The organism is Streptomyces buecherae, from assembly GCF_014295035.1.
Classification (GTDB): domain Bacteria; phylum Actinomycetota; class Actinomycetes; order Streptomycetales; family Streptomycetaceae; genus Streptomyces; species Streptomyces youssoufiensis.
The window spans coordinates 3,469,867-3,482,497 of record NZ_CP060404.1; the positions used below are offsets into that span (position 1 = coordinate 3,469,867).

Annotated in this window: 9 protein-coding genes; 3 read left to right on the top strand and 6 right to left on the bottom strand. The window is 72.6% G+C overall.

Going from position 1 to position 12,631, the window contains the following annotated elements:
• The first annotated feature begins 495 nt into the window (after window positions 1–495).
• Both H7H31_RS13000 and H7H31_RS13005 read left to right on the top strand, forming a co-directional pair.
• Window positions 496–1,500 carry an esterase/lipase family protein gene (locus H7H31_RS13000; RefSeq protein WP_197995957.1) on the top strand — a complete coding sequence of 335 codons (1,005 nt, stop codon included), beginning with the start codon at window positions 496–498 and terminating at the stop codon, window positions 1,498–1,500.
• Between the two features lie 484 nt (window positions 1,501–1,984).
• Complete coding sequence (locus H7H31_RS13005; RefSeq protein WP_187060157.1) at window positions 1,985–2,614, top strand: DUF4232 domain-containing protein; 630 nt, start codon at window positions 1,985–1,987, stop codon at window positions 2,612–2,614.
• 853 nt (window positions 2,615–3,467) lie between these two features.
• On the opposite strand, the gene H7H31_RS13010 is transcribed toward H7H31_RS13005, so the two are convergent.
• The 6 genes from H7H31_RS13010 to H7H31_RS13035 all read right to left on the bottom strand — a co-directional run bounded on the left by H7H31_RS13010 (window position 3,468) and on the right by H7H31_RS13035 (window position 11,468).
• Window positions 3,468–3,983 (bottom strand): lytic polysaccharide monooxygenase auxiliary activity family 9 protein, encoded by a 516-nt coding sequence (locus tag H7H31_RS13010; RefSeq protein WP_187060158.1) that lies wholly within the window; start codon window positions 3,981–3,983, stop codon window positions 3,468–3,470.
• 1,033 nt (window positions 3,984–5,016) lie between these two features.
• On the bottom strand, window positions 5,017–6,216 hold the full coding sequence (locus tag H7H31_RS13015) for a serine hydrolase domain-containing protein (protein WP_187060241.1): 1,200 nt from the start codon (window positions 6,214–6,216) through the stop codon (window positions 5,017–5,019).
• Window positions 6,217–6,882: 666 nt separating this feature from the next.
• The gene (glmM, locus tag H7H31_RS13020; protein WP_187060242.1) at window positions 6,883–8,241 is read right to left on the bottom strand and encodes a phosphoglucosamine mutase; all 1,359 of its coding nucleotides are present in this window, start codon (window positions 8,239–8,241) and stop codon (window positions 6,883–6,885) included.
• Window positions 8,242–8,402: 161 nt separating this feature from the next.
• Complete coding sequence (gene rpsI, locus H7H31_RS13025) at window positions 8,403–8,918, bottom strand: 30S ribosomal protein S9 (RefSeq protein ID WP_176163527.1); 516 nt, start codon at window positions 8,916–8,918, stop codon at window positions 8,403–8,405.
• Between the two features lie 40 nt (window positions 8,919–8,958).
• The gene (gene rplM / locus H7H31_RS13030) at window positions 8,959–9,402 is read right to left on the bottom strand and encodes a 50S ribosomal protein L13 (protein ID WP_187060243.1); all 444 of its coding nucleotides are present in this window, start codon (window positions 9,400–9,402) and stop codon (window positions 8,959–8,961) included.
• Between the two features lie 446 nt (window positions 9,403–9,848).
• Window positions 9,849–11,468 carry an ABC-F family ATP-binding cassette domain-containing protein gene (locus H7H31_RS13035; RefSeq protein ID WP_176163525.1) on the bottom strand — a complete coding sequence of 540 codons (1,620 nt, stop codon included), beginning with the start codon at window positions 11,466–11,468 and terminating at the stop codon, window positions 9,849–9,851.
• A 98-nt stretch (window positions 11,469–11,566) separates the two neighbouring features.
• On the opposite strand from H7H31_RS13035, the gene H7H31_RS13040 reads away from it, so the two are divergent.
• Window positions 11,567–12,406 carry a hypothetical protein gene (locus H7H31_RS13040; RefSeq protein ID WP_187059788.1) on the top strand — a complete coding sequence of 280 codons (840 nt, stop codon included), beginning with the start codon at window positions 11,567–11,569 and terminating at the stop codon, window positions 12,404–12,406.
• Window positions 12,407–12,631: the final 225 nt, after the last annotated feature.

The following is a 12,631-nucleotide window of genomic DNA, read 5'->3' on the forward strand; positions in this document are numbered from 1 at the left end:
CCGCACCACCCCGCACCACTCACCACCCCACGGGCACACCCGCACCACCGCGTACCACCCCCACACCCCACAAGCGCCCCACCACCGCGCGGCACCACGCCGCGCACCCCGCACCCGCCCCCGCTCCACCCGCTCCACCAGCACGCCCCCACGCGGCCCCGCCGGGTCGCTCGCTCGGGCCGCACCGGGCTGCCGCCCGGCGTCGCCACGAGTTGCCGCCGTGCGCCGGCGCGCCGAGCCCCGCGCGCCGGCGCCGCCGTCCGCGCACACCCACCGCGGAACGCCCCGCTCACGGCGGCACCCCCTGCCCCGACCCAGCTCAGGCACGCCCGCACCGCGGGTCGCGCCCCTGCCGGGCGGCGGGCCCCACGCCCGCCGTCCGGCGCTGTCCCCGTGCCGCCGTGCGCCCGCGCGGCGATCCGGCACGCCCCCACGCGCCCGGCCAGCCCCGAGTACGGGCCGGCCGCCGCCCCGCCCTTTCGGAGGTTCACCCTCATGAACCAGTCCCCCAACCGCCGGCGCCCCCTACGGTCCGTGCGCCGCTGGGCCACGGCCGTCGGCATGACCCTGTGCCTGGGCGCGGCCACCATCACCGCCGCCGGCCCGGCCCAGGCCGAACAGTCCGCCAGCACGACCCAGGCCGGGCCGAGCGTGCGGGCCGAGCACCCGGTGGGCGGCCTGTCGGAGGCCGTACGCAACTTCATCGCCAGCCCGGGCGCCGTCGAGGGCGCCAACGACTGGCGGTGCAAGCCGTCCGCCGAGCACCCGTACCCCGTCGTCCTCGTGCACGCCACCGGCGTGAACCTCGGCGCCAACTGGACGAAGATCTCCCCCACCCTCGCCAACGCGGGCCACTGCGTCTTCGCCCTCAACTACGGCATGAACCACCTCTCGCTCGGCCGCGTCGGCGGCCTGGCCGACATCCCCGCGTCGGCCCGACAGTTGAGCGCCTTCGTCGACAGGGTGCTGGCCGCGACCGGCGCGACGAAGGTCAACCTCGTCGGCCACTCGCAGGGCGGCATGATGCCGAACTACTACCTCAAGCGGCTGAACGGCGCCGGCAAGGTGGGCACCCTGGTCGCCCTGTCGCCGAGCAACCACGGCACCACGCTCTCGGGCCTGACCAACCTCGGTGAGGCGCTCGGGATCATCGGCTTCGTCAACAACCTCTTCGACTTCGTCGGCCTGCCGGCGCTCAAGCAGCAGGAGATCAACTCACGGTTCCAGAAGGACCTCTTCGCCGACGGCGACACCGTGCCCGGCGTGCGCTACCTGGTGCTCCAGACCACGAAGGACGCCGTCGTCACCCCGTACACCAACGCCTTCCTCAAGGGCGACGCGGTCCGCAACATCACCATCCAGGACCAGTGCCCCGCGGACCCGGTCGGCCATGTGGGAATGTTCGTCGACGGGCCGGCCGTGCAGCACGTGGTGAACGCGCTCGGGCCCAACGACCCGCACTTCAAGCCGACCTGCACCGACTACGGGCTGCCGCTCTAACCGCCGGCGCACCCCCTTCCGCCCCCGCCCCCTCACCCCGGCTGAGCAGCCACGCTCGCAGCGGTGCGGGTCGAAACGGCCGCCTCGGCGGCCGTTTCGTCATACGGGCCACACACCGCACGCCACCCCGCCCGCCGCACCGAACCCACGGCCGGCCACCACCCGACCTCGACTCATCCCCACTCTCTGCTGGACGACGACGCAGACGGCGCCCAAGTGGCAAACAGTGTAAGGCAGTTGAGTGCTCGACGTTGGCGCGTACGGGGCGTACGGGGCGCGCGGAACGCCCGGCCGAGGGCGCTGGGGGAGCCGGGCGCACGGCGGGGTACGCGGTCGGCGAGCTCGGGCCCGTTTTCCTGGCTGAAGGGAGACGCCTCCATTGGCCACTTCATCGGGTCACTTCTAGTACGGAATGGGAGCACTCAGGCCCATACCGACATCCCGAGCACAACGCCGGAACCGTACGAGGAGGATTCAACCCATCATGCACAGCACTCGCACCACGAGCACCGCCCACACCACGACCGTCGCACCGCGGCGCGCCGCGCGCTCAGGCCGCGCCGTTGCCGGGGGCGCTGTCCTGGCCGCGACCCTGTTAACCGCCGGGCTCACCGCGAGCAGCGCCGGCGCGGTCGGCCAGCCGGCCGGCGACCGCGGCGCGCCCGCGGCGACCGCCACGCCCACCTGCAAGCTCGCCGGCCTCAAGGTCACGCTGGACAAGGGCGGCGTGCCGGACGGCGTACGCAACGGCATGAGCCACGCGGGCATCTACCTGCGGTTCGAGAACAGCACCGACCACACCTGCATCCTGCGCGGCTACCCCGGGCTCGGCCTGGAGAACACCCAGCACAAGCCGCTCGCCACCAAGGCCGAGTGGGGCTCGACCTGGTACGCGAAGGACCCGGGCAAGACCAACGTACGCGTGGAGGCCGGCGACTCGGCATGGGCCGACCTCGCCTGGACCCATTCGGGCACGGACGCCGTGCACTCCCGGCACCTCAAGGTCACCCCGCCCGCCGAGACCCGGTCCGCGGTCCTGAACTTCGACCGCGTCGTGGACTGGGGCCGACTCCAGGTGACCGCCCTCGCGGACACGCCCCCGAAGGTCGGCTGAGGGCTGACTCAAGGCCGACTGAGGACCGGTTGAGGGCCGGTGGCTGTCGTTCCGGGCCCGGCCCGGTTGTGACTTCGACCCCTGACCTGGACCTCGGGCTACGGGTCTGACCTCGGGTACGTATCCCGGCTTGCGGGCTCCGAGCTGCGGGCCTGGCCTCGGGCATGCGTCCCGGCTCCTTGGGCTCCGATCTGCGGGCGTGACCTCGGGTTTTCGCTCCGGCTTGGTTTCCGGGCTGGGGGCTCCGGGCTGCGGCCTGACCTCGGGCCTTCGCCACGGTTTGGGCCCCGGACTGGGGAGCCCGGCCTCCGCCCCTTCACCTCGGAACTGACCTCGGTGGCGGCGCTGACTTCCGGCGCGGCCGTGAGCCAGGCCGTGGCCGTCGCCTCGGTTAAGGCTCGTGGGCTGCGTATCGGCCGAGACGGCGGGGGCCGAGCGGCTGAGATCGAGAGCGGCCGAGGTGAGGAGCGGCCGAGGCGACCGGAACCTGACGCATCCCGGGTCGCTCGGTAGGGCCCGGGGTGGCCGGTAGCGGCCGGGGGCTGTTAGCGGTCGGGGGGCTGGTCAAGTCTGGGGCGACCGGTAGGAGTCAGGGCTGTCGGGGCCTACGGGCTGCGAGCCGGCCGGAACCGGCGGGCTCAGCGCGGCTGGGGAGCGCCGGACGAGCTGGGAGTGGACACGGCGGCGTCGGCGACGACGACGGACGGCGGCCCCCGCCGTAGTTGTGCAGTCCGTCGTCGCCCCACCCCGGCGCCCCGGGGACGCCGCCGAGTGACCCGCCCCGCGCCGTGCGGCGGCGCGGCGGATCGAGCGGAGAGCGCCGGCGTGCGGCGCCGCCGTGCCCGGTTCCGGGCTAGCTGATGTTCACGTCCACGCAGGCGTAGAAGGCGTTGGACGTGTCGGCGACGTTCCAAACCGCCAACACCTTCTGCTTGCCGGACAGGCCACCGAAGTTGACCCGGTGGGTCACGGTCTCGCCGGGCCGTGCCCCGCCGTCGTTGAACTCGGCGATCTTGCTGCCGCCCACGTAGTACTGCCAGGTGCTGGTGGCGTGGCGGGCGGTCAGACGCCAGTTGAAGCTGGTGGTGCGGCTGACGGGGGTGACCTTCCAGGGCTTGCTGTCGTCGTCCAACTCGGCGAAGGCAGCGTTGCCACCGCTGCAGCTCCTGAGCCCCTTGGGGCCTTCCACGCTCTGCGGCTCGTACTTGATGGGGCCACAGGGCAGGGAGCCGGCAGCGCACTGGGCCTGGCGGCTCGGGGGCGAGTTGATGTAGCCGTGGGCGCTGGCCGTTCCGGAGGGCAGACTGACGGCCAGGATCGGCGCGATGGCCGCACCGAGAGTGACAGCCAGCTTCTTCTTACCGCGCATGGTGGAACTCCTTGAGTGGGGGGCCTGCCGTGGGGGCAGGTGACAACCGCAGGCGGCGCAGAGCCACAGGGCGTGTCAGATGGCGACCGGGTGTGGGGGCACGGGTCGTCGGCCGTAACAGCGGCCCCACGCCGCCTGCTTGGTCTAGACCATACTGATTGTCGGAGCGCGGTCAAGAGTTTGTTCCATCCGAACTTTTTCCCCTCCATCGGGGGAGTTGGATCGCGCCGCGTCGGAGTGCTGACGAGTCATCAGCCTGGAGGTTCGGGACTCCGCAGGTCAGGGGGCGTGAACCGCGCGCGGGGGCGGTACGACGTCTGCGAACGGGTGGTCCTGCAACCGGCTGTGGTTTCGACCTCCGCCGGGGCCGAGGCCACCGGCATCGGACGCGGGTTCCACCTCCGCCGGCGCCGGGGCCACCGGCATCGGCAACCGACGCCCGGTAACCGGCGCCCGCCGAGCGGCGCTCGGCGCGCGGCTGCTGGTAGCTGGCAGGGCGGGTGGGCCGGGGGCATCGCCTGCGGAGTGGGCACCTGGGGCCCCTCCCCCCTCCCCCTCCCTCCCCGCCCCCTCAGGTTCACCGCCCACGCCACCGCCCCCATCGGAGCAGGCCCCCCTCGGACCAGACCCCAGCCGGCGAGCGCCGGGGCACCTCAGCCGGACAGCCCGACCTCAGCCCACCCCAGGCACTACGCCCCCCACTCCCAGCACAGCGCCCCAACGCCAGCCCGCCCCGACCTCCCACCCCCACACGCACCCACGCACCCACGCACCCACGCACCCACGCCCAGGCTCACCCACACACCAGCACGCAGGCCAACCCACGCCCACACACCCACCCGCACCCGCACCCGCACCCGCACCCGCACCCGCACCCGCACTCCAGGCTCACCCACACGCCCCGCTCACCCGCCGCCCCACCCCCCGTACGCACCCTCCGCACGCAAGCCGCAGGCGTGACCCGAGCCCCGAGCCCAATCCCCACCTCCCCGTCCCAGCCCGAACCCCACCAACCCACCAACGCCCTACCCCCCTACCGCGGCAACTCCAACGGAAAGACGGCCCGAATGATGCGCACGCTGACCGGGTTCAACTCGCCATGCGCCTCCGTCGCGTTGACCGAATAGACCAGGGTGCGGGACAGATTCCGGGTAGCTGCGATGGCTGTCGCGTAGCCGGGTCGGGCACCGGACTTGCCCCACACCACCGTCTTCCCGTCCTCGCCTATGAAGCGCTGGAGGCCCGCGCTGTAGGTAGCGCCCTCGATCCTCGGCAGCGTGAACATCTCCCGGTCCAGCAGCGGCTGCGGCACGATCCTTCCCCGGAACAGCGCGTGCAGCAGGCGCTCCAGGTCAGCGGTGGTCGAGATCATGTCGCCGGCCGCCCACCGGTCGGAGACGTTCCACTCTGTCGCGTCCACCAACCTGCCGTCCCGCAGCAGTTGGTAGCCGCGGTGGTGCGGTCCGTGGAGGCGCGGGTCGGGTCCGCCGGGGAACGACGTGTGCCACATCCCGGTGGGCCGCAGCACGCGCACCGCCGCCTGGTGCTCGTACGAGTCGCCCGTGACCTTCTCGATCAGCATGCCGAGGACGGTGTAGCCGATGTTGCCGTACCGCTGCTTCTTGCCGGGGCCCTCGCCCGGGCCTCGGTAGGGGCCCTTGGCGACGGACGCGGCCACGACGGCCTCCGGCGTCAGGGTCTCGAAACGGCGCTCGTACCCCTCCCCGTCCGTCGGGCCGAGGTCGGCTCCCGGCTGGAGCCCACTGGTGAACGTGAGCAAGTGGCGCACGGTGATGGGCCCGAAGGCGTCGGACAGCAACCCCGGCAGGTACTCCTGCACGGTGCCGTCCAGATCGATCCGGCCCTCGGCGGCGAGTTGCAGCACGACGGCCGAGGTCACCACCTTGGTCGTCGACCCGGCGCGGAACCGGGCATCGGTCAACGCCCCGCGTCCACTGACCAGATCGCGCACCCCGGCCTTCCCGCGCCACGTGCCATGGCCGCCGACGCGCACCAGCGCCGCCGTGGCGTCCCGGTCCGGCAACCCGCGCAACGCCTTCTCCAGCGCCACGGCATCGGGCCCGTCCGCCGCGCGCCCCACCACCTGCCCGCCGGCCGCCGACGGCGCGGCAGTCGCCCGCGACACATCGCCACCGGACTGCCCGTCAGCCCACGCGGGCCCAGCCACCAACCCAGCCGACGCTGCCAACCCGACGACGACCGCGGCGGCCATCCCTGAGCGCGCCCGAACGCGAACGTGGCGCCGAGTCAGGCCACCACCTCGCGGCAATGGCCAGGGCTGACCGTCGGGTCGACGGACGGACTGGGCCTGCCGGCCAGGTTGAGGGGCAGGCTGGGGACGGGCTTTCATGCGGCACTCCCGAGACGAACGGCTCACGCGTACGCCATCCATGCTGCCGAGCGCGCCGCCCGGGGGGATCGGACCGTGGTACGGCACGCCCCCTGGCTTCACCCTGGCCGACGTTCCCTCACATGGCGTACTTGGCATCGGGGTTGTTCCCTAGGAGGAGCCCAGACGCCGAAACCCCGACGCTCCGATTCCATCGAAGCGCCGGGGGTTCGGTCCACCACGGTCATACGGCCGCACCAACCCGCGACGACCGCGCAGGACAGACGCCCAAGCGGCCCCGCCTCCGTACCGCCCCCGCCGCCAGCACTCCACGGGCACAACAGCCCAGGCAAGACACCAGCCAACAGCCGCCAGATAAAAGCTCAAGCCAAGCCCAAGCCCAAGCCAAAGCCGAAGCTCAAGGCCACACCGAAGCCCCGACCCAAACCGAAGCCCCAGCCGAAGCCCCGGCCCGAGCCGGAGCCTCACCCCCAGCCCAACGCCACCCGCCCAGCACCCCGCCAACCGGTACCGTCAGCCGTCAGCCAGCTATCCCAGAGCCGACTTCACCACGTCCGCCAGTCGACCCGCGACCGACCTGGCCTGCTCGATGTCGGCGGCCTCGACCATCACGCGCACCAGCGGCTCGGTACCCGACGGGCGCAGCAACACGCGTCCGGTGGCGCCGAGTTCGCGCTCCGCGTCGGTGACGGCGATCCGCACCTCGGGCGAGGTGGCCACGCGCGACTTGTCCACGTCCGGCACGTTGATGAGGATCTGCGGCAGCCGCTCCATGACGCCCGCCAGGTCCGCGAGCGAGCGCCCGGTGGCGGCGACGCGCGCGGCGAGCATCAGCCCGGTCAACGTACCGTCGCCGGTCGTGGCGTGGTCGAGGACGATCACGTGGCCGGACTGTTCGCCGCCCAGCGCGAAGCCGCTGCGCTTCATCTCCTCGAGCACGTACCGGTCGCCGACGGCCGTCTGCACCAGGGACAGTCCCTCGCGCTCCATGGCCAGCTTGAAGCCCAGGTTGGACATGACGGTCGCGACCACGGTGTCCTTGCGCAGCCCACCCGCGTCGCGCATGGCCAGCGCGAGGACGGCCAGGATCTGGTCGCCGTCCACCTCGGCGCCGGTCGCGTCCACGGCCAGGCAGCGGTCGGCGTCACCGTCGTGGGCGACGCCCAGGTCGGCGCCGTGCTCGACGACGGCGGCGCGCAGCTTGGCCAGGTGCGTGGAGCCGCAGCCGTCGTTGATGTTCAGGCCGTCCGGTTCGGTGCCGATCGTGATGACCTCGGCGCCGGCCCGGGCGAACGCCTCGGGCGAGACCCGCGCCGCCGCGCCGTGCGCCCCGTCGATGACGACCTTGAGCCCGTCGAGCCGGTTCGGCAACACGCCGATCAGGTGCGCGACGTAGTTGTCGAAGCCCTGGTCGTAGGTGGTGACCCGGCCCACGCCGGCGCCGGTCGGGCGGTCCCACGGCTCGCCGGCGGCGTGCGCGTGGTACGTCTCCTCGATCCGGTCCTCCAGCTCGTCGGCCAGCTTGTGTCCGCCGCGCGCGAAGAACTTGATGCCGTTGTCGGGCATCGCGTTGTGGCTGGCGGAGAGCATCACGCCGAGGTCGGCGCCGAGCGCGCCGGTCAGGTAGGCGACGGCGGGCGTCGGCAGCACGCCCACGCGCCGCACGTCCACGCCCGCGCTGGCCAGGCCGGCCACGACGGCGGCTTCAAGGAACTCCCCGGAGGCTCGCGGATCGCGTCCGACCACCGCCACCGGGCGATGGCCCTCGAACGTGCCCGCCTCGGCGAGCACATGCGCCGCCGCGACCGACAGGCCGAGCGCCAGCTCCGCTGTCAGGTCGGCGTTGGCGACACCGCGCACACCGTCCGTACCGAAGAGTCGTCCCACTGGTGTCCTCCGAGATCACGTCACATGAACCAGGGTTTACGTCCAGGTATACGCCCCTGGTTGTCCATAACCGAACGCCCCGGCAGCACGAATGGTGCCGCCGGGGCGTTGGAAGCGCAGCGAGACTCGCTGCAAACCGCTGCGAAGCGTTCTGCGCGAGATTAGCGCTTGCTGTACTGCGGGGCCTTGCGGGCCTTCTTCAGACCGGCCTTCTTGCGCTCGACCGCACGGTCGTCACGCTTGAGGAACCCGGCCTTCTTGAGGGCGCCGCGGTTGTTGTCCTCGTCGGCCTCGTTCAGCGCGCGGGCCACGCCGAGGCGCAGCGCACCGGCCTGGCCGGAGATGCCGCCGCCGCTGATGCGGGCGATGACGTCGTAGCGGTCGTCGAGCTCGAGCACCTTGAAGGGCTCGTTGACTTCCTGCTGGTGCACCTTGTTCGGGAAGTAGCCCTCAAGGGTGCGACCGTTGATCTTCCACTTGCCGGTGCCCGGAACGATGCGGACGCGGGCGATGGCGTTCTTGCGACGCCCGAGGCCCGCGGCGGGCTGCGGGTCGCCGAAGCGGGACGCGAGCGACTCGCTCGTGTACTCCTCGACGGGAACGTCGACGTCCTCGATCTGCTCGGTCGTCTCCACGACCTCGTCGACGACGGGGGTCTCTGCGGTGGTCTCGGCCACGATTCTCCTCAGATTCTTTCAGTCTTAGGGGTGGCCGGTACTACTGCGCGACCTGGGTGATCTCGAACGGGACCGGCTGCTGAGCGCCGTGCGGGTGCTCGGCACCCGAGTAGACCTTCAGCTTCGAGAGCATCTGACGGCCCAGGGTGTTCTTGGGGAGCATGCCCTTGATGGCCTTCTCGACGGCCTTCTCGGGGTTCTTCGCCAGCAGCTCGTCGTAGCGGACGGAGCGCAGACCGCCCGGGTAACCCGAGTGGCGGTAGGCCATCTTCTGGGTCCGCTTGTTGCCGGAGAGGTGCACCTTGTCGGCGTTGACGATGATGACGAAGTCACCGGTGTCGACGTGGGGCGCGTAGATCGGCTTGTGCTTGCCCCTCAGGAGGGACGCGGCCGTCGTGGCCAGACGGCCCAGGACGACGTCCTGCGCGTCAATGATGTGCCACTGGCGCTGGACATCGCCGGGCTTGGGGCTGTACGTACGCACGGTCGTAGCCTTCGCTTCTTCAGTGATGGGGTCGCCCCTGATCCGCGAGGATCAAGAGGACGAAGTCCTGACAAGGCCACCCGGACGATCACGACAGCCGTGGCGGCACGCCGGGGACGCAACCCGAGTGCCTGCCGCTGGTCATCGGCCCGGTGGACCGGCGTAAGGGCCCCTCACGTGAGATCGAGCAAGCCAATACGCATAACGAACTGGCAGAATACCGGCCCGCCCCCATCCGGGTCAAAACAGCCGACCAGCCCCCGCCCAGCCTCCGAGCTTCGGGCCCCGCCCCCAGCCTCGCCGCGTTCCCAGCCCCAACCCTGGACGCCCACCTCAGGCCCCGGGCCCCGGCCCCGGACGCCAGACCCGAACCCCGGCCCGGGCGGGCAGCCCCGAACCCCGAACTCCGAGCCCGGCCCCCGGGCGCCGGCCCGCCCGCACCGCCGTCATCGCGCGCGCCGCACCCGCCCCTCGTCCCAGACCGGCTCCGGCACCTCGCGGACCAGGCCGTCGGAGCCGAAGACCAGGAAACGGTCGAAGGACCGGGCGAACCAGCGGTCGTGGGTGACCGTGAGAACCGTGCCCTCGTACGCCGCGAGCCCCTCCTGCAACGCCTCCGCGCTCTCCAGGTCCAGGTTGTCCGTCGGCTCGTCGAGCAGCAGCGCGGTGGCGCCCGCCAGCTCCAGGAGCAGGATCTGCAACCGGGCCTGCTGGCCGCCGGAGAGCTTGTCGAAGGGCTGGTCTCCCTGCCCCTCCAGCTCGTACCGGCGCAGCACGCTCATCGCGCCCCCGCGGTCCTTGGCGTGCTCCGTCCACAGGATGTCGACCAGCGTGCGGCCCATCAGCTCCGGGTGCGCGTGGGTCTGCGCGAAGTGCCCGGGCACCACCCGCGCGCCCAGCTTCCACTTCCCCGTGTGGGCCACGTCGCCGCCGGCCAGCAGGCGCAGGAAGTGCGACTTGCCCGAGCCGTTCGAGCCCAGCACCGCGACCCGCTCGCCGAAGAAGACCTCCAGGTCGAAGGGGCGCATCAGGCCGGTCAGCTCCAGCTGCTCGCAGGTGATGGCCCGCACCCCGGTGCGCCCGCCGCGCAGCCGCATCCGGATGTCCTGCTCGCGCGGCGGCTCCTGCGGCGGGCCGGCCTCCTCGAACCGGCGCAGCCGGGTCTGGGCGGCCTGGTAGCGCGAGGCCATGTCCGCGTTGTACGCCGCCTTCTGCTTGAAGGTGAGCATCAGCCGGCGCAGCTTGGCGTGCTCCTCGTCCCAGCGCCGGCGCAGCTCCTCGAAGCGCGCGAAGCGCTCCTTGCGGGCCGCGTGGTACGTGGCGAAGCCGCCGCCGTGCACCCAGGTGTCGCTGCCGGCCGGGCCCGGCTCCACGCTGATGATCTTCTGCGCGGAGCGGGCGAGCAGTTCCCGGTCGTGGCTGACGAACAGCACCGTCTTGGGCGTCTCGCGCAGCCGCTCCTCAAGCCAGCGCTTGCCCGGCACGTCCAGGTAGTTGTCCGGCTCGTCCAGGAGCAGCACCTCGTCGGGCCCGCGCAGCAGCGCCTCAAGCACCAGCCGCTTCTGCTCGCCGCCGCTGAGCGTGCGCACCTGCCGCCACTGCGCCCGCTCGTACGGCATGCCGAGCGCGGCCATGGTGCACATGTCCCACAGCGTCTCGGCCTCGTACCCGCGCGCCTCGGCCCAGTCGCTCAGCGCCTGCGCGTACGCCATCTGGGCGGCCTCGTCGTCGACGGTCATGACCGCGTGCTCGGCCTCGTCCACCGCCCGCGCCGCCTTCCGCAACCGCGGCTGGGACACCGAGACCAGCAGGTCCCGTACGGTGCGCTCGTCCCGGACCGAGCCGACGAACTGGGGCATCACGCCCAGGCCACCGCTGACCGTCACCGTGCCGCCGTGCGGTTTCAGCTCGCCCGAGATCAGCCGCAGCAGCGTGGTCTTGCCCGCGCCGTTCGCCCCGACCAGCGCGACCGCGGAGCCCTCCCCCACCCGGAACGAGACATCGCCGAACAGCACCCGGCCGTCGGGTAGGTAGTACTCCAGATGCGCGCCCTCAACGTGTCCCATACCGGAAGTCTGGGCGCCACCCCCCGCCGCCGGCCAACCGTTTTCCGGCGCGGCCACCGGGCCCCCGGCCACCCGGGCGTGCCCATAGGATGCGCGGCATGAGCTTTGGGCAAGGGGGGCCGTACGAGCCCGGGGGATCTCAGCCGCCTACGCCGGACTGGTCGGCCCTCGCCGACACCGCGGCCCGCGACCGCCGCCGCAAGTGGCTGCTCTTCGGCGGCGGGGCGCTGGCCGCCGCCGCCATCGCCGGGATCGTCGCCACCGCCGTGATCGTGGGCGACGACGATGGGGGCAAGGGCGACCGGAGCGCCTCCCAGCTCCCCACCCCGGCCGAGCTGCCCAGCGAGTCGGCGCAGAGCGAGCCGACGTTCTCCGACGTCGACCCGCCCGCGCCGATCAGCCCGCTGGAGGTCATCTCCGACCGCTCCAAGGACACCGCGCCGATCACCGCCGCCGGCCTCTTCCCCGGCGACCGGGCCACCGTGGCCGGCCGCGACTACACCAAGGGCGCCACGGCGAGCACGAAGGACTGCGGTTCCGTGGCGCAGAAGAAGCTCTACCCCGCGCTGACCGGCAACGGCTGCCGCCAGGTGGTGCGGGCGACGTACACCAACGGCGACGTCGCCGTCACGGTCGGCATCGCCGTCTTCGACACCAAGGCCGCCGCGGAGAAGGCGAAGGCCGCCGCCGGGCCGTTCCTGGTCTCGCTGCCGGGCGACGGCGTCGAGCGCTTCTGCCGCAACACCGCCTGCCGCTCCACCAGCAACGCGATCGGCCGCTACGGCTACTTCACCATCGCCGGCAACACCGACGGCAGCCCCGTGCGCACGGACGACACTAAGGCACGACAGGCCGGGCTCGACGTCGCCGAGCACGCCTTCAGCCGCATCATGCAGCGGGCGAACGCCCAGGCGTCAGCGGCGGCCACGGCCCGCTGACCCGCGCGCCCAGCCCCACCGCGCCACCGCCGGCACCCGCCCCCTGCCGCGTCTCGCCCAGCCCCTGTCACGCCCCACCCTGGCCGACCTGCGGCGCTCGGGCGCGCCGTCGCGCCGGGCGGTCACACCACCAGGCGCCCGGCGCGCGCCCCGCCGCCCGGCCCTCACCCGCGCTCTCCCGCCCCGCCAACGCGCTCCCCGGCGCCCCCCATCGCCCCGTAGAAA